Source organism: Methylosoma difficile (assembly GCF_054657615.1).
Window position 1 is genome coordinate 492974 of record NZ_BAAHYJ010000002.1, and the last position, 24613, is coordinate 517586.

21 protein-coding genes and 1 other RNA gene are annotated in these 24613 nt (G+C 48.4%); 10 read left to right on the top strand and 12 right to left on the bottom strand.

What is annotated here, in order from left to right:
* Window positions 1–42: 42 nt before the first annotated feature.
* Together ACYQ1O_RS07735 and ACYQ1O_RS07740 are read left to right on the top strand one after the other, a co-directional pair.
* Window positions 43–1983 (top strand): hypothetical protein, encoded by a 1941-nt coding sequence (locus ACYQ1O_RS07735; RefSeq protein ID WP_459991087.1) that lies wholly within the window; start codon window positions 43–45, stop codon window positions 1981–1983.
* Between the two features lie 146 nt (window positions 1984–2129).
* On the top strand, window positions 2130–2576 hold the full coding sequence (locus ACYQ1O_RS07740) for a GtrA family protein (protein ID WP_459991088.1): 447 nt from the start codon (window positions 2130–2132) through the stop codon (window positions 2574–2576).
* 10 nt (window positions 2577–2586) lie between these two features.
* Here ACYQ1O_RS07740 and ACYQ1O_RS07745 read toward each other — a convergent pair whose 3' ends face one another.
* Complete coding sequence (locus ACYQ1O_RS07745; RefSeq protein ID WP_459991089.1) at window positions 2587–4827, bottom strand: CHASE2 domain-containing protein; 2241 nt, start codon at window positions 4825–4827, stop codon at window positions 2587–2589.
* A gap of 24 nt (window positions 4828–4851) precedes the next feature.
* Window positions 4852–5637, bottom strand: a complete 786-nt coding sequence (locus ACYQ1O_RS07750; RefSeq protein WP_459991090.1) for a glycosyltransferase family 2 protein — start codon at window positions 5635–5637, stop codon at window positions 4852–4854.
* 270 nt (window positions 5638–5907) lie between these two features.
* Here ACYQ1O_RS07750 and ACYQ1O_RS07755 point away from each other — a divergent pair, with 270 nt between their 5' ends.
* Together ACYQ1O_RS07755 and ACYQ1O_RS07760 are read left to right on the top strand one after the other, a co-directional pair.
* Window positions 5908–7413: a class I adenylate-forming enzyme family protein gene (locus ACYQ1O_RS07755; RefSeq protein ID WP_459991091.1), complete on the top strand. Its 1506-nt coding sequence runs from the start codon at window positions 5908–5910 to the stop codon at window positions 7411–7413.
* 19 nt (window positions 7414–7432) lie between these two features.
* The gene (locus tag ACYQ1O_RS07760; RefSeq protein WP_459991447.1) at window positions 7433–8050 is read left to right on the top strand and encodes a class I SAM-dependent methyltransferase; all 618 of its coding nucleotides are present in this window, start codon (window positions 7433–7435) and stop codon (window positions 8048–8050) included.
* A gap of 68 nt (window positions 8051–8118) precedes the next feature.
* Here the strand turns inward: ACYQ1O_RS07760 and chrA are convergent, their stop codons facing one another.
* Both chrA and ACYQ1O_RS07770 read right to left on the bottom strand, forming a co-directional pair.
* Window positions 8119–9477 (bottom strand): chromate efflux transporter, encoded by a 1359-nt coding sequence (gene chrA / locus ACYQ1O_RS07765; RefSeq protein WP_459991092.1) that lies wholly within the window; start codon window positions 9475–9477, stop codon window positions 8119–8121.
* A 15-nt stretch (window positions 9478–9492) separates the two neighbouring features.
* The gene (locus ACYQ1O_RS07770) at window positions 9493–10449 is read right to left on the bottom strand and encodes a chromate resistance protein ChrB domain-containing protein (protein WP_459991093.1); all 957 of its coding nucleotides are present in this window, start codon (window positions 10447–10449) and stop codon (window positions 9493–9495) included.
* Window positions 10450–10616: 167 nt separating this feature from the next.
* On the opposite strand from ACYQ1O_RS07770, the gene ispD reads away from it, so the two are divergent.
* Complete coding sequence (gene ispD, locus ACYQ1O_RS07775; protein ID WP_459991094.1) at window positions 10617–11327, top strand: 2-C-methyl-D-erythritol 4-phosphate cytidylyltransferase; 711 nt, start codon at window positions 10617–10619, stop codon at window positions 11325–11327.
* On the top strand, window positions 11324–11794 hold the full coding sequence (ispF, locus tag ACYQ1O_RS07780; RefSeq protein ID WP_459991095.1) for a 2-C-methyl-D-erythritol 2,4-cyclodiphosphate synthase: 471 nt from the start codon (window positions 11324–11326) through the stop codon (window positions 11792–11794). The genes ispD and ispF overlap by 4 nt, the downstream gene beginning before the upstream one ends.
* Here ispF and ACYQ1O_RS07785 read toward each other — a convergent pair.
* Window positions 11767–12324, bottom strand: coding sequence for a DUF1294 domain-containing protein (locus ACYQ1O_RS07785; RefSeq protein ID WP_459991096.1), 558 nt, complete (start codon window positions 12322–12324; stop codon window positions 11767–11769). The genes ispF and ACYQ1O_RS07785 overlap by 28 nt on opposite strands.
* 162 nt (window positions 12325–12486) lie before the next feature.
* Here ACYQ1O_RS07785 and truD point away from each other — a divergent pair, with 162 nt between their 5' ends.
* Window positions 12487–13506 carry a tRNA pseudouridine(13) synthase TruD gene (truD, locus tag ACYQ1O_RS07790; RefSeq protein WP_459991097.1) on the top strand — a complete coding sequence of 340 codons (1020 nt, stop codon included), beginning with the start codon at window positions 12487–12489 and terminating at the stop codon, window positions 13504–13506.
* A gap of 104 nt (window positions 13507–13610) precedes the next feature.
* Here the strand turns inward: truD and ACYQ1O_RS07795 are convergent, their stop codons facing one another.
* On the bottom strand, window positions 13611–14165 hold the full coding sequence (locus ACYQ1O_RS07795; protein ID WP_459991098.1) for a Smr/MutS family protein: 555 nt from the start codon (window positions 14163–14165) through the stop codon (window positions 13611–13613).
* 74 nt (window positions 14166–14239) lie between these two features.
* On the opposite strand from ACYQ1O_RS07795, the gene surE reads away from it, so the two are divergent.
* Entirely contained in the window at window positions 14240–14980 is a 741-nt protein-coding gene (gene surE / locus ACYQ1O_RS07800; protein ID WP_459991099.1) for a 5'/3'-nucleotidase SurE, read from the top strand.
* A 10-nt stretch (window positions 14981–14990) separates the two neighbouring features.
* The gene (locus ACYQ1O_RS07805) at window positions 14991–15659 is read left to right on the top strand and encodes a protein-L-isoaspartate(D-aspartate) O-methyltransferase (RefSeq protein WP_459991100.1); all 669 of its coding nucleotides are present in this window, start codon (window positions 14991–14993) and stop codon (window positions 15657–15659) included.
* A 15-nt stretch (window positions 15660–15674) separates the two neighbouring features.
* On the opposite strand, the gene ACYQ1O_RS07810 is transcribed toward ACYQ1O_RS07805, so the two are convergent.
* The 6 genes from ACYQ1O_RS07810 to ACYQ1O_RS07835 form a co-directional block, all read right to left on the bottom strand.
* Window positions 15675–16985: a replication-associated recombination protein A gene (locus tag ACYQ1O_RS07810; protein ID WP_459991101.1), complete on the bottom strand. Its 1311-nt coding sequence runs from the start codon at window positions 16983–16985 to the stop codon at window positions 15675–15677.
* 9 nt (window positions 16986–16994) lie between these two features.
* Window positions 16995–17621 carry an outer membrane lipoprotein periplasmic chaperone LolA gene (gene lolA / locus ACYQ1O_RS07815; RefSeq protein ID WP_459991102.1) on the bottom strand — a complete coding sequence of 209 codons (627 nt, stop codon included), beginning with the start codon at window positions 17619–17621 and terminating at the stop codon, window positions 16995–16997.
* A gap of 14 nt (window positions 17622–17635) precedes the next feature.
* A complete protein-coding gene (mrcB, locus tag ACYQ1O_RS07820) occupies window positions 17636–20017 on the bottom strand; it encodes a penicillin-binding protein 1B (protein WP_459991103.1) in 2382 nt (793 codons plus the stop codon).
* A gap of 118 nt (window positions 20018–20135) precedes the next feature.
* Window positions 20136–22064 (bottom strand): O-linked N-acetylglucosamine transferase, SPINDLY family protein, encoded by a 1929-nt coding sequence (locus tag ACYQ1O_RS07825; protein ID WP_459991104.1) that lies wholly within the window; start codon window positions 22062–22064, stop codon window positions 20136–20138.
* Window positions 22065–22090: 26 nt separating this feature from the next.
* Window positions 22091–23083 carry a zinc-dependent alcohol dehydrogenase family protein gene (locus ACYQ1O_RS07830; protein WP_459991105.1) on the bottom strand — a complete coding sequence of 331 codons (993 nt, stop codon included), beginning with the start codon at window positions 23081–23083 and terminating at the stop codon, window positions 22091–22093.
* 10 nt (window positions 23084–23093) lie between these two features.
* Complete coding sequence (locus ACYQ1O_RS07835) at window positions 23094–24242, bottom strand: type III PLP-dependent enzyme domain-containing protein (protein ID WP_459991106.1); 1149 nt, start codon at window positions 24240–24242, stop codon at window positions 23094–23096.
* Between the two features lie 265 nt (window positions 24243–24507).
* On the opposite strand from ACYQ1O_RS07835, the gene ffs reads away from it, so the two are divergent.
* Window positions 24508–24604: signal recognition particle sRNA small type (ffs, locus tag ACYQ1O_RS07840), an RNA gene on the top strand.
* Window positions 24605–24613: the final 9 nt, after the last annotated feature.

The following is a 24613-nucleotide window of genomic DNA, read 5'->3' on the forward strand; positions in this document are numbered from 1 at the left end:
ACGGCTTTATCATCTTTTCTACCGTTTTTTTGGAGCATCTTCATGGCAACCCTTTATACCCGCGCTATCGACGCAAATAATCTGCTTTACCCAGGGCAAATAGTTTCTACGGCTTTTGCGTATGCCTCCGTATTAACAGGCGGGGCTGTTTATGCATGGGGCGATGCCAACTACGGAGGTAGCATCAGTGCCGTTTCCACATCACTCAACGGCACGACGGATGTTACCCGTATTTACGCCAATGCCTTTGCATTTGCCGCTTTACGGACCGATGGCTCGGTCATCACGTGGGGCGACGCCAACAATGGCGGCAATAGCAGTGCTGTGGCAGGCGAACTGAACGGCTCGACCAGTTCCAAAGACGTCCAAAAAATATACGCAACATCCTCCGCTTTTGCGGCATTACGGGCGGATGGTTCGGTTATCGCTTGGGGTAATGCCGATTTTGGCGGCGACACCAGTGCGGTCAATGCTACGCTCAACCAAAATGCCGCTATTGATATAGTGGAAATCTACCACACAGAAAAAGCCTTCGCTGCCCGCCGTACAGACGGTTCGGTGGTGGCGTGGGGCAATGCCGCTTATGGCGGCAGTACCAGTGGCATCACTAAGCTAAATGGCAGTGGTGCTGTCGATGTTGTGGAGGTGGTGGCTGGGCGTTCAGCATTTGCTGCCAGGCTTACGGATGGTTCGGTGGTAACGTGGGGCGATAGCGTCCATGGCGGAGACAGTAGCGCGGTTGCCGATAAGCTGAGCGGTTCCGGAACGTTGCAGAATGTGACAAAAGTGGTGACCAACGGTTTGGCATTTGCAGCGTTGCGCGCCGATGGCTCGGTGGTGACTTGGGGCGATAGCAACTATGGCGGCAATAGCAGTGCCGTGGCTGGTGACATTAACGGTACGGTAGACGTCACCCAGTTGTTTGCGATTGGCAGCAGTTTTGCCGCATTAAGGGCGGACGGCAAAATGTTCAGCTGGGGTGGCGGTGGCAGTATTGCCGATACTTATGTCGGTGGTATCGGCAGCGATGTCTATCTGGTCGACAACAGCGGCGATTTAATTGTTGAAGCCTCCACGGTGGCAACGGAAATTGATACGGTGTTCAGTTCGGTCAGCTTTGCCTTAACTGCAAACCTTGAAAACTTAACGCTGATCGGCACATCAGCCATTGATGCGACCGGCAACTCCCTTAACAACACGCTGGTCGGCAACGACAAAAATAACAGTTTACAAGGTGCCGCCGGTGCTGACGTTATGATTGGCGGTTTGGGCAACGACAGTTATTTTGTCGACAATAGCGGCGACGTGGTGATTGAAACATCGACATTTGCAACAGAGGTTGACTTGGTCAGCAGCGCCATCAGCTATGTGTTGGGTGCCAATATTGAAAATTTAACATTGTTGGGAACCGCCACTAATAATGGGACTGGGAATAGCCTGAATAATGTCTTGGTCGGCAATTCAGGCACCAACAATTTATTGGGCGGCGCGGGCGATGATATGCTGACCGGCGGCAATGGCACCGACATTTACAACCCCGGTTCGGGTAAAGACACCCTCAACCTTGCCGAAACCACTGCCGCTACCGATACGGTAAAAATAGCGACCGGCAACAGTTTGGTCGGCAGCTTTGATGTCATTAACGGTTTTCAAAAAGGCTTGAGTGTCAGCTCCAGCGCCGGTGTGGACAAATTGGATTTGCAAAGCACCACGGTTGCTGCCAACACAGTAGGCACGAATGGTTCGGATGCGGGCGTTATCAAAAGTCACGCAATCAGCAACGGTCTCATCACTTTTGATGATGTTGATACGTATGCCAGTGCGCTCGGCATTGGGGCAGGTAACTTGACGAATGTATTGGCTTATCTGCAAACCAATATTACTTCGACAGGTGCAACGGTGGTTTTTAATGTTGGTGCGGACGCTTATGTGTTCCAAAATGACGGCAATAACGATTTGTTGGTCGGAATTGGTTGGGGTTAACCTAAATACGATAAATACTACCGGTTTGGGAGTAGGATCATTGTGGATTGCTTGACGGCGAACATAAACAAAACATTGCTTTTTTAAACTGAACTGCTAGATTTGCCCATCATAAATTTTCGTTAGACTCGATTGGAATAATAAAGATGAAATTGGATTTTAATGATGTCCAAACAAAGTTGAAAAACCTGGACATAAGGTCACTGCATCGCTTTTTTAAATATGCAATGGTGGGCGGCTCAACATTTTTGTTCGACTTGCTGTTGTTGTACCTTTTTACTGGCGTATTCAATGCTGATCCTGTCTGGTCGGCAGGCATCGCTTTTTTGATTGCCGTTTCGATCAATTATTTTATTAGCCGTAAATATGTCTTCAAAGGCACATTGCGCTCGTTACATGCCGGTTATGGCGGTTTTTTGCTTATCGCCGGTTGTGGCTTGGCCATTGTTACGGGTGGTATGTATCTGATGGTTAACGTGCTTGCTTGGAATTACCTGTTATCCAGGGTTTTGATTGCCTTTGTGACCGGTACTTGGAATTATTTGTTAAACCTTTACGTTAATTTTAAAGTGGCCGGCAAACACGAACACTAAACGGGGCGGATCAACTTTTTTTGACTGCCACAGCAACGGGCAGGCTGGTTTGTATCACGGCGTTTGCCAGTGATTCGTTCCGGATAAGATTAATATAAAACTGGGTTGGGCCATCATTTGGGAATTGTTTTTGCAGTAGTAAAAACAATTGCAACGCTTGAGGCCAATGGTGTTGTTGAAAATAGCCTAACGCTTTGGAAAATCCAATAATCAGTGGCAATTGTTGCGCCAAGCTTTCTTCCGTGTTGCCCATCAATTCATAAATATTAATGGGCAGTGTTTTGCCTGGCAGGTAAAAAATTCCCAGCTCTCGGCTAACAAATCCTGCCACACCCTCAATAACCTGGGACGACATAAGGATTTGCGTACCCAATTGTTTGTTTAAGCCTTCAATACGGCTTGCCGTGTTGACGGTATCACCCACCGCCCGATACTCATAATGTTCGACGGCTCCGACATTGCCTAAGCGCATCTCGCCATAATGCAAGCCTAAGCGCGTGGGGATTTGATGGATGTTGTTGGCGTTAAAGTTATCGACAGCCTGTTTGATGGCTAGGGCGGCATGACACGCACTGGCTTTGTTATGGCTATTGGGGGCAGAGCGCCATAATGCCATCATGGCGTCGCCAACAATGTCGGAAATAATGCCATCTTGATGGGTGACTTCAGGAAAAATGACGCCGTAATAACTGTTCATCAACACATTGAGTTGGTCTGGCGGCAAACTTTCAGAGAGCCGGGTGTACTGACCGGCATCGGTGGCAAGGCAGATGCCGTTTATCAGCTCGCCAAACGCCTGCATATCTTGGGCGGCATTGTTGTTGCTGATTTGATTGACCACGTGTTCGGGCAGGTAATATTGAATGGCCTGTTCGATATTTTGCTTCTCTTTTTGGGTTTGCCAAAAACGGTTGAAAGAAATGCCGAATAAGAGCAGTGGGGCTTGCAGCAAGGTGGGGATGATTGTAGGTATCCAAATGGATTGGTTGGTGAACAGGTAGCAACTGATTGCCCAATACCCCAGAGAGCATAGCAGTAGCGCGATGACTGCCAACGGGTAAGCCAATAACCAACAAAGCAGTGTTAAAAATACGACCCAACTTAACAATAATAGACATTGGTCACCCACTGCCAGTGGCTTTATCCAAGTATTGGTCAGCAAATTGGCAACGGCGGTTGCTGCCAGTTCTACAGCGCTGATGTTTTCACCAAGTTTAGAGAAAGTGTTTTTATAGCCATTAATTTGACCGGTATCAAAGGCTTCTGATTGCCCAACCAAAACAATCTTATTGGCAAACATGTTTTGTTTTAAGCCGGTTAGGGTCAGTGCCGTACTGAGTGGTAGCGTGGTAATCGAGCCATTGCTGCCGTAATGGTTAAAGTAAACTAAGTCATCGTTATGCATTAAATACGCTAACCATGCGGCAATCAGTTGCTTTTTTTCATCGGAAAAATGGCTGCTGGCAAGTAACTGTTGCCAGTCTTCGAAAGATTGCCCTCCTGTTAATAAGACATTGCGGAGTTGTTCGATGGCTTGCCTGTTGGCTTTAAATTGTTCAAAGCTGCTGGGCAATAGCGGTTTAAATGCCGAGTTGTTGGATGACAGTAAATGAGTAATTTCGGTATAGGCTGTTTTTAGCACATACCAGTGGAAGATGGTGGTAGGAAGCGTGGCCATGTCGCCGGCGCTTTCTTTATAAGTCCAAAACTGTTGGCTAATTCCGTCAGAATTGTCGACGGCAAACGGCGCAACAGCTAATGCCGCATTGGCGAAAGCCTCTATTGGCGGCTTGATCCTTTCCATGTGCAGCGTATTGCCTGACCCCATATCGATGGTGTCGGCGTTCTCTAAAAGGCTGCTAAGGATGATATTGCCGCTGTGGGCAATGGCATCGGCTAAATCGGAATCGATTTTAGGATCTTTATCGATCCTAAAAAAATAGCTAAATGCAATAATCTGGGGCTGCTGGCTATTTAACTGGGCAATTAATGCTTTATGCGCCATGCGGTTAATGATGTTGGGAGTTTGCTTATCTATTGGAAGCCCGGTCGCATTTAAAGATTTGGGATCGACGCTGACGATGACCACTTCTTTAGGGGCTGCGATTTCGCCGCGTAGGCCAAACAAGCTTGTCAATCCCCATTTTTTCTCAATGTCGTAACCGTCTTCAATCAACGAGACAAAAATGGCAAATACCCCCAACAACAAAGCACAAACGGTAAACGGTAATGTTTTTAAAATTTTAGCCATCTATGGCAAATCTAATAAGCAGTGTTATTTAGCAATCGCATTGATTTTATTGGAAAGTAAAAACAATTCTTTGAAAGCTTTTACAATCACCGATAATTTTGCGCCGGTTTGCTGGCCATATTGCCTAGGGAAATGGGTAACCGGTATTTCTTTAATGGTCATGCCTTTACGTTGTGCGCTGGCCAGTAATTCGGTGTTAATCATCGCACCTTTAGATTCCAATTTAATATCATCAATCACTTGGCGGCGGAACAGTTTAAATGCACAATCAATGTCTTTCACTTTCAATCCTAACACGATACTAACAAGGATATTCCACGATTTAGCGTTAAGCTTTCTGTAAAAAGGATCGGCTCTTTTTTCGCGATAGCCGATGACCAAATCGTAATCGTTTATCCATTCCACTAGCTTGGAAACTTCATTAAGATCAAATTGCAGGTCAGAGTCGGTAAAAAACAGCAGCTCATTCTTGGCGGCACAAAAACCGGTGTTGATGGCTTGTCCGTAACCCATGTTGTGGGGGTGCGAGATGGCTCTAAAACCTTCAAGTTCAGTGGCTAGTTGCTCAATAATTTCACCTGTTTTGTCGGCGCTGCCGTCGTTGACGATAATGACTTCAACCGATTTAAAGTATTGCGAAAAAATAGAAAAGGCCATGTTAGCCGCATTGGCAACATTACTTTCTTCGTTAAAGGCAGGAAAAATGACACTGACACTGTCAAACGATAAAGCTTTGCTTGTGTTGCTTGTGTTGCTTGTGTTGCTTGTGTTGCTTGTGTTGCTTGTCGCAGATTGTGCAGAGGTATTCATAATAATGTCCTGTGAATGGTGTATTAAATTAATGAAATCCAGCTAGCTTTATGTAACATGTTTTTGTTAAAAAAAGAGAGTGTTAAATTAAAAAATGGTAATTTTTAACCCAATCAGCATTTTAAGAGTTGGATAAAATAAGAAGCAGTCCCTAATATACCTAAAATAGAGTCATTAAAACCGAAATAAAACCAACAAAAGCCAAGCGGTATCTTAATACATTAATGGCAATTTATTTATTAATTTAATATAAAAAATGGCGGACAATCAATGAGTATTCAAGCAAATCAAATCAAACAAGCGAATTCCAATGTTGCTGGTATTTACGGGCATTTGCAAAAACATTTCGATCTCACGCCCAACAAGGTCGCCGTTGTTTGTGACGGTGTCCCTTATAGCTATCTTCAAATACAAGAAAAAATAAAAGCTTGTCTCTGCCTGTTAGAAAAACAGGCAGATAAGCAACCAACGGTTGCCATATTATTTCCAAATAGCATTGAGTTTATTGCCGCCACTTTAGCAACCTTTGCTATCAATGGCATTGTTGTCGCGTTAAATCCGAATTTTACGGAAGCCGAAATCCAGCTGTTTTTAGCTTCTAGCCACGCTAATGTTGTTTTTGCCAAATCCAAAACGGTTGAACAGCTCGATCTGACCAGCAATTTTACTGGATTATTGTTTACAGAAACCGATTTGCTTGAAGCGGAAGCGCTTGATTGCTTGCCTGTCCTGGATACAGTAAATATTTCCCTACCCGCGCTTTATATGTTCTCATCGGGGTCTACTGGCAAATCCAAACGGGTCACCCGCACACAAGAACAAATTTTAAATGAATACAATAGCTTGACTAATACAGTTGGGATAAGTTCAAGCGATTGTTTTTTATGTACGATTCCTCTTTACCACGCCCACGGTTTATCGAATGCTTTATTGGCCGCCCTGTTGTCAGGCGGGCAATTGGTGATGTTAACCACTGAATTTAACGCCCGCCGCACACTTCAGGCTTTGGTCAATTATGGCGTGACGATTTATCCTGCTGTGCCGTTTATGTTTAAAGTGTTGGCTGGCGTCAAATTTGAGCAGCCACCTGAACTGGGCGCACTTAGGTTGTTGATTTCTGCTGGCGCGCCTTTGCCACAAGCGGTTGCGGACGATTTTTATACCAAGTTTAACAAGCCTATCAGCCAATTATACGGTTCTACCGAAACCGGCGCGATAACCTTAAACCATCAACAAGCGGTGATAAAGCCATTGTCTGTCGGTTTGCCAATGGCAGGCGTGCAGGTTGGCATAAGGGATGATGAGGGCAATGTGCAGCCTGCCGGTAGCGAAGGCGAGATTTGGATCAGCAGTCCAGCCATGACCAGCCGCTATGATGACCATGCCGAGCTCAGCCAATCTTGCTTTGTCGACCATTGGTTTTTTGCAGGGGATTTAGGTCATCTTGATGACGATGGTTATTTGTTCATTACCGGCAGAAAAAAACTTTTGTTTATTGTCGCAGGCAACAAAGTAGACCCACTAGAAGTTGAAGAAGTGATCGGCAGCTACCCTAAAGTACAAGAATCGGTGGTGGTCGGAGTCGATCACGCCGACTATGGGCAAATGCTGAAAGCTTTTGTGGTGCTGGTGGAGGGGATGGACTGCACAGAAACTGAAATCATCGACTATGCTAAAGCCAGTTTGGCGGAATATAAAATCCCTAAGCGCGTAGAGTTTATCGCAGAGATACCGCGCAGCCCGCTGGGCAAAATTTTAAGAAAATATTTGCAATAATCAGATAAAACCTATGCCGATGAAAACTGACACCACTACCATAAGAAAACGTTACGACCGTCTTGCACCTTACTTTGATGGCATGGAAGCCATGATGGAAGGCTTGTTCTTTAAGCCTTGGCGGCAAAAACTTTGGTCTAAAGTGCAAGGTCCGGATATTTTGGAAGTGGGTGTCGGCACCGGCAAAAATTTTGCTTTTTACCCCAGCGATGCCCGTATCACAGCTATTGATTTCAGTCCCGCCATGCTTAAGCAAGCGCAAAAGAACCAGCAAAGAAAAAATGTCAGCGTCCATTTGGAGCAAATGGACATACAAGGTTTGTATTATGCCGACAATAGTTTTGATACGGTGGTTGCTTCTTTTGTGTTTTGTTCTGTGCCGCAGCCATTGAAAGGCTTGAAAGAGCTTTACCGTGTCTGCAAGCCTGGCGGTCAGGTTATTTTGTTGGAACATGTCATCAGTAGCCAGCCAATTTTGGCTTGGTTGATGAATCTTGCCAATCCTTTGGTGCTTTGGTTGGTTGGCGCCAATATCAACCGCAATACGGTCAAAAACGTTCAGTCTTGTGCGTTCCAACGCGTTCACATCGAAGCGGGCAGCGGCGATATTATCAAGCTGATTGTTGCTAAAAAATAAATCTTGTTCGTTTGAAAAAATTGATTGGCAAGGTGGAGTGCAAACAAGTTTTGCACTCCTGACGCGAGTTACAATGAAATACCCATTTGCAACAACAAGGGTTTAGCCAGCATTTCCACCACCAAGCCCATCACCGCTGCCCCTCCGATCACTTTCATGATGCCGATTTTATAGCGGAACAACGCTAGCATTGCCAGCACACCAATCAGTGCCGAAGCGATTTCAAAAGGGCCTTCAAAACCTTTAGGCCAAAGTACATGCCAAGCAAAAAAGACCGCCAAATTAAGGATCACACCCACTACCGCAGCGGTAATCGCTGATAAGGGTGCGGTAAATTTTAAGTTGCCGTGAGTGGATTCCACCAACGGCCCGCCCGCCAAAATAAACACAAAGCTGGGTAGAAAGGTAAAAAATGTCACCACCACAGCGGCAACAATGCCCGCCAATAAGGGCGCATCGGCTCCAAAAGGCAATTGGCTGAAGCCGCCTAAGAAACCGACAAAGGTGACAATCATAATCAACGGCCCCGGTGTGGTTTCGCCCAAGGCTAAGCCATCGATCATTTGTGTGGCGGTCAGCCAATGGTAGTGTTCGACTGCACCTTGGTAGACGTAAGGCAATACGGCATAAGCGCCGCCGAATGTCAGCAGTGCAGCTTTAGTAAAAAACCAGCCCATTTGCGTTAGTGCGCCCGTCCAGCCGTATTGCCAGCACAAATAGCCTAATACGCCTGCCCAGAGCAATAAACCGATGACGGCAATCCAAGCCAGCTTTTTCCAGCTAAAACGGGCGTGGTCAGGGACAGGGGTATCGTCGTCGATCAGCGCCGGGCCGTAGCTTTGTTTGGCTGCCCCGTGCCCGCCGCCGACAATAAACTTGTCGGGCATGATGCGCCCACCGATTGCACCGAGCAGTGCCGCAATCAGTACAATTAAAGGGAAGGGGGCTTTAAGTGCAAACACGGCGATAAAGGATAAGGCCGCCAATGTCCACATGATGTTGTTTTTCAAAGCCCGCGAACCGATGCGGTGTGCGGCGAACAAGACAATTGCCGTGACGGCGGGCTTGATGCCATACAACACGCTGGCAACGGCAGGCACTTGCCCAAAGCTGACATAGACCCAGCCTAAGGCGATCAGCAAAAATAAGGACGGTAGGATAAACAATAAACCGGCAATAATGCCACCCCAAGTTTTGTGCATCAGCCAGCCTAAATACGTTGCCAGCTGCTGCGCTTCCGGCCCTGGCAACAACATGCAGTAGTTCAAGGCATGCAAAAAGCGTTTTTCGGAAATCCAGCGGCGTCTTTCCACCAATTCTTGATGCATGATGGCAATTTGTCCGGCGGGGCCGCCAAAGCTGATGAAACCCATTTTTAACCAAAACTTAAACGCTTCGGCAAAGCTAACGGCTTGTGGTTTGTTCATACGATTCTCCAGTGGTTAAAGAAGGTTTTCGTGATGGGGTTGGGTGCTTTGCAAAAAGGCGGCGTACAAACCGTCAAACACACAGTTTGCCGCCGCTAAAAATTGGTCGTCATCCGATAACGTGGTTTTGAGTCCTGTCAGAACTTGTTCGATACCGGTGGTTTCAGCGGGTCTGATGCCGCCCACATCCAAGTAATGCACCAGCTTTGCCAAGCGCAGCAAAGCAGGCGTTTCCAAGTCGAAGCTGGCTAGCATGCTTTCAAAGGTGACCCGTGCGCCGACATGGCTGAACGGCGCGCCATCAAAATCAAAACCGATGGCATCGCTAGGGCAATCAGCTATCGAAGCTAGCCAGACAAATTGAGCGGCTGGATCAATGTGGCGCTTTATGAGCCAGGCGCTGGCTAGCCTATCCACCCATAAATGCTGGCGGGTTGCCCAGCGGCGGTTTTGGAAATCTTCCGCTCGGTGCTTGATGATGGGTTGTTGGCTGGCGGATGGTTCTTGTGGTGACAGCAACGTGGTGAGGGTGGTGTTGAGTTCCGTCATTGCCGCTATGGTTTGGCTTTGTGCAGTGCTTGGGAAAAAATCAATTGTTTGCAAAAGGGTCAGCGATTTTTGCAGTTTGCGGATAGGTTTTACCAAATCAGCAGGCGGCGTGCCGGCGGTGAGGGCTTGATGATGCTTTTCGATGTCGGACTGTAGGCTTAGGTATTCCTGGCTGCGGTCGAATAAACTGCACAGATCGTCGTCGGGAAAACGGGCAGGCATTAAAAACACCGTGCCATTCGCAGCGTTAACGGCATCTGCCGTCTGTTGAAAATGGTTTAGGCAGTCAGGTCGGTTAGGCAGGATATAAACGCCGTCGCGCAGCACTGCCGCCCCCGCTGTTTTGATACTACGCCAAACACGCATGCGCACGGTGGTGTTTTCAGTCGGTAAAGACAAAATTAATAATAGCCAATTATTCATAATGTTTAGTCTATAACAAGTTTGTAGAATACTCTACAATTTTACTGGAGACACCGAATAGGCTTTGTCAATACTGCCCGCACGGGCTTTATTCATGTAACATAGCCAGCACTTCCGCTACCTTGACCCCATCAGGTCAGCGGCGATCAATCCCAACCCTTTTCGATATGAGCCAACCTACAAAATATTGGGCTGTCGTACCGGCTGCCGGTGTCGGCAAGCGCATGAACGCTAATTGCCCCAAACAATATCTGCCGCTGGCAGGCCAAACCGTTATTGAACAAACCTTGCACAATTTGTTGCGCGCCGACGTGTTTACCGCCGTCAGCGTTGCCATTTCTGTAGAAGACCCCTATTGGCCCGAATTGCCGGTTGCCCGGCATCAGCAAGTTATCACCGCGCCGGGCGGCAAAGAACGCGCCGATTCGGTGTTATCAGCCTTAAAAGCCTTGCAGGCGCAAGCGTCTGACGACGATTGGGTCCTGGTGCACGATGCTGCCCGCCCCTGTTTGATGCCTTCGGATATTCATTTGTTGATAAACACTTTGGCGAACGATCCTGTCGGTGGCATTTTGGCATTGTCGTCACACGACACCTTAAAAAATGTGCAAGAAGGCAGTATTGTGGCTACGCTCGACAGAAGCCATGTCTGGCGGGCATTAACGCCGCAGATGTTCCGGTATGGCATGTTAAAGTCGGCACTGGAAGCCAACGAAGGCAATCCCGCTGTCACCGATGAAGCCAGTGCGTTGGAATTGCAAGGTTGGCAGCCCAAGATTGTCGAAGGCCGTCCAGAGAACATTAAAATCACCCGGCCTGAAGATTTGGCCTTGGCGGCGTTTTATTTGCAGCAACTAAATTTGGAGCAATCAGTATGAGAGTAGGGCAAGGCTATGATGTACACCGTTTTGGTGAAGGCGACCATATCATTTTAGGGGGGGTCAGCATCCCTTATGGGCAAGGCCTGATCGCCCATTCCGACGGCGACGTGGTGTTGCATGCTTTGTGTGATGCGCTTTTGGGGGCGTTGGCCTTGGGCGACATCGGCAAACATTTCCCTGACACCGACCCTGAGTTTAAAGGGGCGGACAGCCGCGTTTTATTACGTCATGTCTATGGCATTGTCCAAGCCAAAGGCTATCACTTGGTGAATGCCGATATGACCATCATTGCCCAAGCCCCGAAAATGGCTCCACATATAGCCGCCATGTGTGCCAATATTGCCGAGGATTTGTTGGTTGATGTCGATTGTATTAACGTAAAAGCCACCACCACCGAACAATTGGGCTTTGAAGGCCGTAAAGAAGGCATTGCTGTTCAGGCGATTGTCATGGTTGCCAAATAGTTTTTGATGGCGTCGGATAGGCTGCGGTTGAGGATCAGGTAATCAATCCAAAACACGATATGCAAACCGGCGATCAACCAAAACACGATTTGGTAGCTGGTTTTGCGGTTTTTATGCCGTAATAGCCGTTGTGCCAATAAACCGCCAGGCCAGCCGCCCAATAATTCCAGCAAATGCAAACTGCTTTCCGGTGTCCGAAAGCCGCCCGTTTCCGCATTTTGCTTGTCGAGAAAATAAAAAAAGAAACACAGCACGCTCATGATTAAATAGCACGCAGCCAGCAAGCGTTGCGTATTGATGCTTAAGCCGGAGATGTCCAGTTTGGGCAACGGTGCTTTTATGGCGGCAAGGGCTTTTTGTTTTTGGCTGGATTTTTCTACTAAGGTACTGGTGGCGCCTTTTTCGCAAACATGGTCAACGTAGCTGACCACGCCGTTGCTGTCTACGCACTTGAACACATCAGCAAGGCTGGTTTGGCTGAACAACAAAAATAGGGCAAGGCTAATGCCTCTGAAAGTGTGTTTTATCATCGCGTTAGGTTGTGGGTCTAAAAATCGGTTTCCGGCATCGGAAAAACGGGTGAATGATAGCCGGAAATTTTTCTTAAGGAAAAGAATATGGTTTTTTATAAGGCCAAACTTTTTTCCATGGGTAGCAAAAAATCATCAACTGATTGATTAAAAAATATAAAAATGAAAATTGACCTGCCTATCTGGCCTTATTGTTACGGCACACCTTCCGCCACGGGCAATTTCCGTAGCCAAGCTGAAGATTTTATTGTCACCGAACAATTGTCTTTTGCTCCGTCTGGCGAGGGTGAACACGCCTTTGTACAAATTCAAAAAACCGGTGAAAACACCGATTTTATCGCCAGGCAATTGGCACGATTCGCCGATGTCCGGCAACGTGATATTGGTTATGCAGGTTTAAAAGACCGTTATGCAGTGGCTACACAATGGTTTAGTGTGTGGTTGCCGGGCAAAGCCGATCCCGATTGGTCGTTATTTGCCAGCGACAGCATAAAAATCTTACAAAGCCATCGCCATGCCCGCAAACTAAAACGCGGTGTTCTATCGGGCAATTGTTTTGTCATTACGGTGCGCGATTGGCAAGGTGATAAGGCAAAAACCGAACAACAACTGGCGGCTATTAAAGCGTATGGCATACCCAATTATTATGGTTCGCAACGCTTTGGGCACGAAGGCCAAAATGTCAGCAAAGCGCTGGCGATGTTTCAAGGCATGAAGGCGGGGCGTGAGCAGCGTAGCTTGTATTTGTCGGCGGCACGCTCCTACTTGTTTAACCATATTCTCGCCTCGCGCGTTTTGGATGGCTCGTGGAACCAAGCGTTGGCGGGCGATACGTTTATGTTTGACGGGGCGCAAACTTGCTTTAAATCGACACAGCCTGATGAAGAAATCCTTCGGCGCGTGGCGGAACAAATTATCCATCCATCGGCTGTATTATGGGGCAAAGGCGCGCCCGATGTGGCGGGTGAAGCGTTGGCAATCGAACAGACAATTATTTCCGCCAATCAAGCACTCGCAGAAGGCTTGGAAGCCGCCGGTGTTGCCAAAGCCCGCCGTGCCTTACGCCTTAAGGCCGCTGATTTGCAATGGCAATTTATCGAAGACACAGTATTGCAGCTCAGCTTCTCGCTACCGGCGGGCTGTTATGCAACCGCTTTGTTGAGGGAGATTATCGACTGTTGATCCGATCTTTTATAGATTGCTATGGGGTTTAGTGTTCTTGAAGCTGTTCGTGGTGAGCCTGTCGAACCATGAATAACGTTTAGGGCTGGTAAGCCTCAATACACCTATTTTTGGTATTTTTCCGACAAATACAACAACACCAGCACTGCTCCGCTACCGCCATCTTTGGGCGCAGCCGAGCAAAATGCTTGAACATCTTGATGCTGGCGCAGCCATAAATTGAGGTTATTTTTTAGGATAGGGTAATTGTCTTGCGACCGGTAGCCTTTGCCGTGGACGATATGCACACATTGGCAACCGTCTATGACGCAATCGCGTAAAAAATTGAGCAAGTATTTTTTAGCGTCGTTACTATTCAAGCCGTGCAGGTCAATTTCCGCGTCAATAGCAAAATAGCCTTGCTGCAGTTGCTTTAAGCAGTTTTTGGGGGCATCAAAGGCGGTAAAACTTAAGGTGTCTTCAATGCCTACCGTATTGATGTCCGAACCTTTGGCGCGGTCGGTTAAAGCATCTTCAACACTTAAGTTACGGGGCTTGGGGTAGGGTTTGGGCTTGTTGTCCGGTGCCAATGCCACTTTATCGGCTTTGATTTTTTGTACATTGCCAATGGTGCTGCGAAATAAATCGCTATCTTCTGGAAGGAGTGTTTTTTTTGTCACGCTAGCTGATTTTGTCGTTTAATATTGCTACTATTTTAAATTTTATAGCTAATTCTGCCTAAGGGCTATTGATAATGCACATTTTGTTAACTAATGATGACGGATATTTGGCAGAAGGATTGGCGGCATTAGCTAACGCCTTGCAAGGACAGGCAGAATTGTCAGTTGTTGCGCCAGACCGTAACCGCAGCGCCGCCAGCAATTCACTCACCCTCGAAATGCCGCTACGCGCCCATACCGCCGATAACGGCTTTATAAAAGTAGACGGCACACCGACCGATTGCGTACATTTGGCCATTACCGGTCTGTTGGAACATGAGCCTGATATGGTGTTTGCCGGCATTAACCATGGCTCTAACTTGGGTGATGACGTCTTGTATTCCGGTACGGTTGCCGCTGCCAGCGAAGGGCGCTTTCTAGGCTTGCCTGCCATTGCGATTTCTTTGGCGGGCAACAATCCGGTGCATTTTGATACCGCCGCCGAGGTTGCCTTAACACTATTAAAACGTATTATTAGTTCACCGCTTCCATCGGATACTATTTTGAATGTTAACGTACCCGATGTTCCTTTTGCCGAAATAAAAGGCTATCAAGCCACCCGCTTGGGGCAACGCCATAAGTCCGAGCCAGTCATTAAAAGTACCGATCCGCGTGGGCGTAGCATTTATTGGGTGGGGCCGCCAGGCGGTGAGCAAGACGCGGGGCCAGGCACTGATTTTTATGCCATCAATGCGGGCTATGTGTCAGTAACGCCATTGCAATTGGATTTGACGTGGTATGAAAGGATTAATGCATTAAAAACATGGTTAGCTTAGGAGATTGATAATGACATCATCTTTGCAAGGTTCTGGCATGACCTCACCACGTACCCGCGAGCGTATGGTGGCACGATTGGCTGAACAAGGCATTAGTAACCCCCAGTTGTTGGATGTGATGCGTAAGGTACCGCGCCACATTTTTGTTGCCGAAGCATTAGCCAGCCGTGCTTATGATGATGATGCCTTACCCATCGGATACGGGCAAACCATCTCCCATCCTTATACGGTTGCCAAAATGACGGAACTGTTGCTGGAAAATGGCCCGTTAACGAAGGTGTTGGAAATCGGTACCGGTTGCGGTTACCAAACCGCCGTCTTGGCGCAACTGGTCGGCAAAGTTTATACGGTAGAGCGTATTTTACCGTTGCAGCGGGTTGCCAGAAGCCACATGTACGATTTGCTGATTAAAAACATCAGCTATATGCACAGCGATGGTGGCTGGGGTTGGGCAGATTACGCACCTTATGACGGCATTTTGGTGTCGGCTGCGCCTCTGGAAATTCCCCAGATGCTTTTGGAGCAAATGGCGGTCGGAGGTGTGATGGTGATTCCTACCGGCGTGAGCGGTGGCAGCCAAGTGTTAAAACGCGTTACCCGCACGGCAAGCGATTATAAAATTGAAGATTTTGGCAAAGTGAGTTTTGTACCGTTTAAATCGGGCAAAGAACAAGGCTAAAGCTTGGTTTTGTGGTCACTTGAATTGCGCTTGTTGGTCAAGCTCGCGCAAATGCTTCAGTTTTTCTTTTATCTTGATTTCCAAACCACGGTCCACGGGCTGGTAAAAACAACTGCCCACCAATTCATCAGGAAAATAATTTTCCCCCGCTGCATAGGCTTCCGGTTCGTTGTGGGCGTAACGGTATTCCTTGCCGTAATCTAAAGACTTCATTAGCTTGGTGGGGGCGTTGCGTAAATGCACGGGTACTGCCAAGCTGCCGCTTTGTTTGGCGGCATTCAGCGCCGCTTTATAGGCCACATAAACAGCATTGCTTTTGGGCGCACACGCCAGATAAACCACAGCTTGTGCCAAAGTCAGCTCACCTTCCGGGCTGCCCAGGCGCTCTTGCGCTTCCCAGGCATTGATGGCGATTTGCAAAGCCCTTGGGTCGGCGTTGCCGATGTCTTCCGAGGCCATGCGGACAATCCGCCGCGCCAAATAGGCCAAATCACAACCCGCATCAACCATCCGGCATAGCCAGTATAAGGCGGCATCGGGCGAGCTGCCGCGCACTGATTTATGCAAAGCGGAAATCTGGTTGTAAAACTCTTCGCCTTGGTTGTCAAAACGCCTGACACCGCCCGATAAAATCTCCAAAGCACACGCTTCGTCGATGCTTTTGCTGCCCTTAGCTTCTGCCAATTCGGCGGCGATTTCCAATAGATTCAATAAACGCCGGGCATCGCCATCGGCGGCCTTGGCAAACTGCAGTTTGATGTCTTCGGCGATAGTCAGGCGTAACTGCCCCAAGCCACGTACGGTGTCGTTCAAGGCGTTGTCCAGCACCGCCAATAAATCTTCGGCGGTCAGAGCGTTCAGCACATAGACGCGGGCGCGCGACAACAAGGCGTTATTGAGGGCAAACGATGGGTTTTCGGTGGTTGCACCCACAAAATAAACCGTGCCGTCTTCAACATGAGGCAAAAAAGCATCTTGTTGGGCTTTGTTGAAACGATGGACTTCATCGACAAACAGCACGGTACGGCGGCGCTGGAGGTGCTGGCTGCTTTGTGCTTCGGCAACCGCTGCGCGGATTTCTTTAACGCCTGACAAAACCGCCGATAGCGGGATAAAGTCGGCATCGGAGTGTTGGGCAATCAAGCGCGCCAACGTGGTTTTGCCCGTCCCAGGCGGCCCCCAAAAAATCATCGAGTGCAGCCGGCCTGATTGGATGGCTTCGTAAAGCGGTTTGCCGGGTTTTAAGATGTGTGGCTGACCGATGTAATCATCTAGCGCCCTAGGACGCATACGGTCAGCCAACGGTTTGGTCAGATCATCAAACATGAAGGGGGGTTATTCGGAAAAAACATCCGCGCCTTTGGGCGCTTTAAACTCGAATAAGCTGGCTGCAATGGGTTGGTTTAGTTTGCTGTTGGAAAAATAGATGCGTGTCAATTGCCCAAAGTTATCGCTTAATTCCATGCCGCCAAGTTGGCCTTTGTCCAAACCAATTGTCACGTATTTGAAGCTGCTGTCTTGGTTTTTAGGCACCAGCTTAATAATTTGCAATGTGCCTTCAGTACCTTGGTTTTCCATGTGGTAGTTTTGTTCCAAGGAGACATCACCACTGAGCAATAGCGCAGGTGTTGTACCCACGGATTCGTCAAGTTTTTTGACGGTGACTTGTTCCAGATCGGTATCGTAGAACCAAACTTTGCCGCCATTGGAGATGATTTGTTGTTGGAACGGTTTGTGGTAATCCCAACGGAATTTGCCTGGGCGTTGCAGGTAAAACTCGCCATAGCTGGTTTGTGCGGCTTGTCCGGCTTCGTTGACCAGCACTTGCTTAAAGTCGGCTTGCAACGATTTGGTGTTTTTTAAAAATATTTTTAATTGTTGTATCGGTTCTTCAGCTTGGCTGGCGGCTGAAAAGCCCAAAAAAGCCAGAAGGCCAAACGTGAGCAAAAAAGTTTTTTTCATAGTGTCGTTGTCAATTATTCGGGGAAGAGATCAAACCAAGGTTTGTCTTGTTCGATTACGTTAGGTTCAGAAGCATCGTTTGGTTCAGATTGATCGGGTTGTTCTGAGCCGCATGATGAGTAACTGGTTGGTTCCGATCCTTCAATATAAGGGTATTCACGCCCATTGCCGCAGCCTTTGCGGTTGAGCAGGCCGCTATCGGCGTTAACCCAAACCATTTTGATGTTTTCCACTTGGTCGGGGTCGAGTGTAAACGGTTGGCTGGAAACTTGTTGCATTAATGCGGTCCAGATGGGCAATGCGCCGGTTGCGCCGGTGAGGCCAATCGGTTTGTTGTCGTCGCGCCCCACCCAAACCACCGCCAGATAGTCGCCTGAAAAACCGGCAAACCAGCTGTCTTTGGCATCGTTGGTGGTGCCTGTTTTACCGGCCAAGCCGTAATCTTTGGGGAAGGTGTCATAGACCGAAGCCGCCGTACCTTCGTGCATGACTTCTTGCAAAATGGTGTTGACGATAAACGTTGCTCCAGGGTCAACCACTTGCTTAATGTTGAGCGGGTAGCTGTTGACGGCTTCGTTTTTGGCGTTAATGACCCCACGGATGGCTTTAATGGGTGTGGAAAAACCGCCGTCCATTAAGGTTTGGTACATTTGTGCGACATCCATCGGCGATAATGATGTCGCGCCTAACAATAAAGAAGGGTAGAGGTCGATATTTTTGTTGATCCCGATGCTTCTTAAGTTTTTGGCGATATTGCCAATGCCTACTTTTCTGCCCAAATTGACGGTTGCCAAATTGTAGGACTTCGCCAATGCCTTATGCAGCGGCACACTGCCGTGCTCTTTGTGATCGTAGTTTTTCGGTGTCCAATCGGTACCGTTTTCGCCTTTGACGGTCACGCCGGTATCGTTTAACCGCGAGGTGATTGTCCATTCCTTGGGGTTTTCCAAGGCAGTCAGGTACACAAACGGTTTCATGAGTGAGCCAATAGGCCGCACTGCATCCAGAGCGCGGTTAAAGCCAGAGACGGCATTTTCGCGACCGCTCACCATGGCGGCAATTTCACCGCTGTCTTTACGGGTGAGGATGACGGCGGATTCCAAGTCTTTAGCGTGCGGCAATTTTTCCAGCTGCAATAATTTGTTGGCAACGGTTTTTTCCAAGGTGTCTTGGGTTTGCGTATCCAATGTGGTGAAAATCTTTAAGCCTTCCGAAGTGATTTCCTCTTCGGGGTATTCTTCCTTAAGCTGGCGTTTCACCAAGTCCATAAAGCCTGGGTAACGGTTCGAAGCCCTTTGCGCTTTTGGGATGATATTGATGGGCTTGGCTTTGGCGGCTTCGGCATCTTGCGGGGAAATATAGCCTTCTGCCGCCATTTCGGTCAGTACTAGGTTACGGCGTTGCAAGGCACGGTTGGCGAAGCGGCGTGGGTCATACTCCGATGGCCCGCGCACCAAGGCGACCAGCAAAGAGACTTGGTCTAAGGTCAGCTCTTTTAATGAGCTGCCAAAATAAAACTCGCTCGCCAAGCCAAAACCATGCACACCGTTGGAGCCGTTTTGACCGAGGTAGATTTCGTTCAGATAAGCTTCCAGAATCTCGTTTTTGCTGTAGCGGAATTCCAAAATAAAAGCCATTAAGGCTTCTTTAATTTTGCGGGTCAATTTCCGTTCAGAACTGAGATAAAAATTTTTGACCAATTGTTGGGTGATAGTGCTGCCGCCTTGTACCATACCGCCCGCTTGCACGTTGGCCCATAACGCCCTGGCTATGCCCCGCATGGACACGCCGAAGTGGGTGTAGAAGTCGCGGTCTTCTGAGGCCAGCAAGCCTTTAATCAGGCTGTCAGGAGCTTCTTCAAGCTTGATTAGGACGCGGTCTTCTTTAATGGTGGGGTAAAGGCTGCCAATTTGTACCGGATCTATACGGGCAATCGGCAAACTTTCCGAGCTTTGCAGGTCGGTGATGGCGGCAATGCTGTTTTCGTTGAAATCAATTTGCATCAACAGGCTAGGTTGATGTTGGTCCCAAAAGGCGAAGTCGCGGGATTTGAGCTTGATTTGCGCGCCGTTTTTAAAATAAGAACCTTCCGAACCTAAATGCGCATCTTTGTGGTAATGCAAAATTTGCAGCAATTCTTCAAATTTTGCCGCGCTCATGTTGGCGCCAGCATAAAGTTCGACTGGGTTGGCGTAAACTCGGGCGGGAATGGCCCAGCGTTTGCCTTCGAATTGCTCGCGGACGTAAAAGTCCAAATAACCTAGATAACTGAACAGAACAAATCCGCAGCCAACCAACAGAAGCAGGAATATATTTCTAAACCAGTGGGAGGACGGTTTCCGTTCGGTTTTTTTAGCCCCATACCGCATCCCGCGCTTGTTTGATCTATCTGCCATAGCCTCTGTTCGTTGGTTTTTATTTAACTGCAATTGATTGGCTTTCTATTATACATAAATAGTGTATTAGAACGCTCAATGCTGAGTTGCGGCATCAATGCGGCATTTACAAATATACTCAACTACACAATTGATTCTGTTGCCAAATATCCTGCAATGCCGTTTCAAAATGTCGGGCGAATTGTTGCCCATCGAATAACGGCGACGCCAAAACCTGTTGCCTTAAATTTTGGCGCAGTTGCACCAGCCGGTGGATGTCAGTGGCGAAAGCGATGGCTTTATCGGCGTAGGATTGTGGGTCATCGGCAATCCAATCGGTCAATCCGGCGGCGGACAACAGGCTGGCACCTTGCCTTGCCAGCAAGGTTTCACCCAGCAAAGTGAGTGTCGGCACGCCCATCCATAAGGCTTCACAGGTGGTGGTGCCGCCGTTATACGGGAAAGTATCCAAAATAAAATCGACTTCGGCGTGTGCAGCTAAGTATTGCTCGCGGAGATTGGCTTTATGGATGCTGACTTGTTCAGGTTTGATGCCTTGTGTCGCCAGGCGTTGGTAAAACAGGTCGGTGAATTGCCCGTCAAAGAACTGTTTGCTTTGCAGGCGCAAACGCGCGTTGGGCAGTTGTGCCAGAATCCTGCCCCACAAAGCCAGTACCGGATCGGTCACTTTGCTTAAGTTTTGAAAGCAGCCAAAGGTGATATGACCATTGCGTAAAGCAGGTAAGCCGGAAACAGGGATTGCTGCGTCCGGTGCTGAAAAACATAGCCGCGTGTTCGGCAAGTAATAGACTTGTTCGGTAAATTGCCAGCGCAAGTGTTCTGGCACGCCAGTTGTATCTGCAAAGAAGTAATCCATTTCCTTAACACCGGTGCTGGCCCAATAGCCCAGCCAGCTGATTTGTATCGGTGCTGCTTTCCAAGCAAACAACGGTAAACGGTTGTGGGCGGTGTGGCCTGCCAAGTCAATCAAAATATGGATGCTATCGTGGTGGATCAATTTGGCTGCGGCTTCATCGTCCAATTCTTCAAGGGATTGCCAAGCGGTAAAATAAGGGCGCAGTTGGGCGTTGACATCGTCATTTTTGGTGCGGGTAACGTAGGCATAAAATTCGATGTCGGCGCTGTTGGTGTGTGCCAGCAGGCTTTTTAAAAAGAAACTGACCGGATGATTGCACAAATCGCCGGAGACAAAACCTACCCGCAACGGCTTTGCAGGTGTCGGGCATTGCCAGTTGGTGTAAGTTTTGCCGGCCTGTTGGGCGGCAATCTCGCCGTAACGCCGGGCGTGGCTTAGACGGACGGCGGGAGAATAATTGGTTTTGTAGTCAAAGGTATAGAGCAGGTTGCTTTGCGCATCGATGTCATTGGGATTGATGGCAATGGCTTGGTTATAGCAATGTTCGGCTTCCGGCAAGCGGCCTACGTCTTTTAGGACATTGCCCAAGTTATTGTAGGCCTTGGTATGGCGGGGATTAAGGGCAATGGCTTGGCGGTAGCTTTGCTCGGCGGCGCATAAATTGCCCAATTCACGGAGCGTGATGCCAAAGTTGTAGTGCAACTCAGCATTTTGCGGTTGTTGGGCCAGTGCGGTCTGGTAGCTGTTGGCGGCTTCGGTTAGGCGTCCCAAGTCATGCAAGCTTAGACCCAGATTATTATAGACTTCGCTGAAATGAGGCTTGATGGCAATGGCTTGTTGGTAAGTCTTTACCGCATCGTCCAAGCGCTTTAAGGCTTTGTAAGTATTGCCCAAATTGTAAAGCGCTTCGGCATCGGAAGGTGAGAGTTGCACCGATTTAAGTTGTACCTCCAGCGATTCTTCCAATCTGCCCAATTGTGGCAGCACCGCGCCCAAGGCTTTCCAACCAAAATTATGTTGCGGAAATTGTTTAATAAGCACCTTGGCTTGCTGTTCCACGCCGTCGAAATCGCCTTGTTTATACAACGCCACCACGTGGTTGATTTGCTCGTCACTGGGCTGTTGTAGTGGCGGCTTTGCCACGCTTGGTTTTTTGGGTGGTGGGATTTTTGTCCGCAGTTTTTTACTCATCGCCTTCGCCAATTTCTGCTTTGCCTTTAAATGCTCAGCACAATTTTTCCACTGGTGTGTCCGGTTTCAATTTGCTGGTGGGCCAGCGCGGCATCGTCTAAAGCCATCACGTGGCTCAGCTCTATTTTCAGCAAATCGTTGTCCACCCATTTGGCGCAGCGCTTGAGGATTTCGACCTGCTTATCCCTGGCTTCCGGTAGATTTCTTAGCATGGGGGTCAGCATCAGTTCGAAGCCGATCAATAAGTTACGCATCCTGGCTTCTTTTAGGCAAAGTTCGCCGGGGTCGAGCAAGGTGACGATACGTCCGAAATGTGCGGTGATGGCAATGCTGGTTTTAAAAACTTCGGCACCGACGGTATCCAATACCAAGTCAACTCCTTTGCCGTGGGTAAGGTCTTTGACGGCTTCGGCAAAATCTTGTTCTGGGTAAATAATGCTTTCATCCGCCCCCAAACTTTGCACGAAGGCGGCTTTTTGTGCGTTACCCACCGTGGTGATGACCCGTGCGCCCATGATTTTGGCGAGCTGAATGGCAACATGACCGACCCCGCCCGCGCCGCCGTGGATCAGCACGGTTTGCCCAGCCTGCAAACCGCCCCGATCAAATAATGCGCCGCTGGCGGTGATGCAAACCAAAGGTGCGGCAGCGGCTTGGCTGTAGCTTAAGCTGGCAGGCATCAGGCTGATCCAGCGCTCATCCAGCACGTTAAATTCTGCGTAGTTGCCTTGTTCCAAGCCTAAACCACCGTGGCAAAACCAGACTTTGTCGCCAACTTTAAAACGGCTGACGGCGTCACCGGTGGCTATTACTCTGCCTGCACCGTCGCAGCCTAATACGGCGGGTAGGGCGTTGTTGTAAAACAGACCGTTGCGTCTGAGTTTGGTGTCGATGGGATTGACCCCGGCAGCGTGGATGCGGACCTTCACTTCGCTGGCGTGGGTGATTTCCGGTTCGGTAATGTTGCTGGGTTTAAGCACGTCGGGATTGCCGGTGGCTGTCATTAATATCGCTTTCATAGGACGTTCCTTAGTTGTCTGTGAGCCACTGTTGGCGGAAATCTTCATAACTGTAATGTTTGATTTGACATAACAAGCCCGCTTCATAGGCATAGATGTCTGGCAAATTGAAGCCATTGAAACGGCTGGCTTTAACCAAGCTGTAGGCTCCCACTTTTTTAAACACCAGTTTGTCACCAATTTTTAACGGTGCGTTAAAGCGGTATTCACCGAACAAATCACCGGCAAGACATGTGCCGCCTGCCAAGATGACCGCATAAGGCCCTTTGTCGCGGTGTTCGTGCAATTCGGGTTGGAAGCCGTACTCGAACACCTCCGGTTGATGGTTGACGGAAGTGTCTAAAACGGCAATCGCTTTGCCATCACTGGCAAAGGTGTCGATAACAGTGGTCAATAAGTAACCGGCATCACCGACGACGGCTTTGCCTGGTTCTATATAAACGTCTAATCCATAATCTTTTTTAAGCTGCTTAACCAGCTCGATAAAGGGCTGGTGATTGCTGATTTGGTTAAACAAGTAGCCGCCTCCCAAGTTGATCCACTGGAGCTGGTTCAGCTGTTTGCCAAAATAACTGCGCATTTTTTCTAACGTTTTAATCAGCGGTTGGTAGTTTTCGTAGCCAAAAACGCTGTGGATGTGCAAGCCTTGGATATTTTCCAGCAGGTTGTTTTGCCAGCATTCATCGATAGATATGCCTAGTTTTGAATAAGGGCGGCAAGGGTTGTAGCGGTCGTCGTCAATAAATGAAAGCTTGGGGTTCAGGCGCACGCCGATAGATGTGACTACTTTGCGTTTTTGTTGCCTAAAGCGTTGCCATTGGCTTAACGAATTAAAGCTGAGGTGGCTGACGGTTGCCAGCAAATCATCGAGTTCATTAAAGTTAATGCCCGGTGTGGTGAGGTGAATGCTGCCTTTTCCTGCCAATATTTCGCGGGCCAGCTTGGCCTCAAACAAGGAGCTGACCGAAAAGCCATCAACAACGGGTTTGGCGCATTCCAATACGTTGGAAAGCGGCAATGATTTTATCGAATACAACACCTTAACGCCGGACTGGGCGCGCAAATCGCTTAATAGGGCTAAGGAGCGTTTGATTTCATCCTCATCAACAATAAAAGCTGGCGAGCGATTGACTTGGCTTTTTAGGGTTTGTAGATCCATAGCGGTAGAAAATTGGCTGGCAATTAAGGGTGTTTAGTCTGCTAATAAAGCACAGAATCCTATCGTCGACAAATTTATCCGTACGATAAGTGATAAATATATTTTATTTAAAAGTGACAACATTTTGATGATAAAGACTTTTTAAGTAAATGAAAGGTAACGTGGCTAAAATTATCCCATCTGGCAAATATTTCAGGTTGTAATATTTATCGGATTGCACCATAATAGTCAGCTCTTAGCCGATGGCTAAACATTATGGTGATCGTATCGGTCCTCCCGCAACGATACGCTGCGAACCCCGCCAGGCCCGGAAGGGAGCAACGGTAGCAGCAGATTCGTGTGCCGGGATGTGGCTGGTACGGTTACCGCCC

Coding starts and splice junctions, on each gene's coding strand:
- ACYQ1O_RS07735 (WP_459991087.1), top strand. CDS start 43: ATGGCAACCCTTTATACCCGCGCTATCGACGCAAATAATCTGCTTTAC.
- ACYQ1O_RS07740 (WP_459991088.1), top strand. CDS start 2,130: ATGAAATTGGATTTTAATGATGTCCAAACAAAGTTGAAAAACCTGGAC.
- ACYQ1O_RS07745 (WP_459991089.1), bottom strand. CDS start 4,827: ATGGCTAAAATTTTAAAAACATTACCGTTTACCGTTTGTGCTTTGTTG.
- ACYQ1O_RS07750 (WP_459991090.1), bottom strand. CDS start 5,637: ATGAATACCTCTGCACAATCTGCGACAAGCAACACAAGCAACACAAGC.
- ACYQ1O_RS07755 (WP_459991091.1), top strand. CDS start 5,908: ATGAGTATTCAAGCAAATCAAATCAAACAAGCGAATTCCAATGTTGCT.
- ACYQ1O_RS07760 (WP_459991447.1), top strand. CDS start 7,433: ATGAAAACTGACACCACTACCATAAGAAAACGTTACGACCGTCTTGCA.
- chrA (WP_459991092.1), bottom strand. CDS start 9,477: ATGAACAAACCACAAGCCGTTAGCTTTGCCGAAGCGTTTAAGTTTTGG.
- ACYQ1O_RS07770 (WP_459991093.1), bottom strand. CDS start 10,449: ATGAATAATTGGCTATTATTAATTTTGTCTTTACCGACTGAAAACACC.
- ispD (WP_459991094.1), top strand. CDS start 10,617: ATGAGCCAACCTACAAAATATTGGGCTGTCGTACCGGCTGCCGGTGTC.
- ispF (WP_459991095.1), top strand. CDS start 11,324: ATGAGAGTAGGGCAAGGCTATGATGTACACCGTTTTGGTGAAGGCGAC.
- ACYQ1O_RS07785 (WP_459991096.1), bottom strand. CDS start 12,324: ATGATAAAACACACTTTCAGAGGCATTAGCCTTGCCCTATTTTTGTTG.
- truD (WP_459991097.1), top strand. CDS start 12,487: ATGAAAATTGACCTGCCTATCTGGCCTTATTGTTACGGCACACCTTCC.
- surE (WP_459991099.1), top strand. CDS start 14,240: ATGCACATTTTGTTAACTAATGATGACGGATATTTGGCAGAAGGATTG.
- ACYQ1O_RS07805 (WP_459991100.1), top strand. CDS start 14,991: ATGACATCATCTTTGCAAGGTTCTGGCATGACCTCACCACGTACCCGC.
- ACYQ1O_RS07810 (WP_459991101.1), bottom strand. CDS start 16,985: ATGTTTGATGATCTGACCAAACCGTTGGCTGACCGTATGCGTCCTAGG.
- lolA (WP_459991102.1), bottom strand. CDS start 17,621: ATGAAAAAAACTTTTTTGCTCACGTTTGGCCTTCTGGCTTTTTTGGGC.
- mrcB (WP_459991103.1), bottom strand. CDS start 20,017: ATGGCAGATAGATCAAACAAGCGCGGGATGCGGTATGGGGCTAAAAAA.
- ACYQ1O_RS07825 (WP_459991104.1), bottom strand. CDS start 22,064: ATGAGTAAAAAACTGCGGACAAAAATCCCACCACCCAAAAAACCAAGC.
- ACYQ1O_RS07830 (WP_459991105.1), bottom strand. CDS start 23,083: ATGAAAGCGATATTAATGACAGCCACCGGCAATCCCGACGTGCTTAAA.
- ACYQ1O_RS07835 (WP_459991106.1), bottom strand. CDS start 24,242: ATGGATCTACAAACCCTAAAAAGCCAAGTCAATCGCTCGCCAGCTTTT.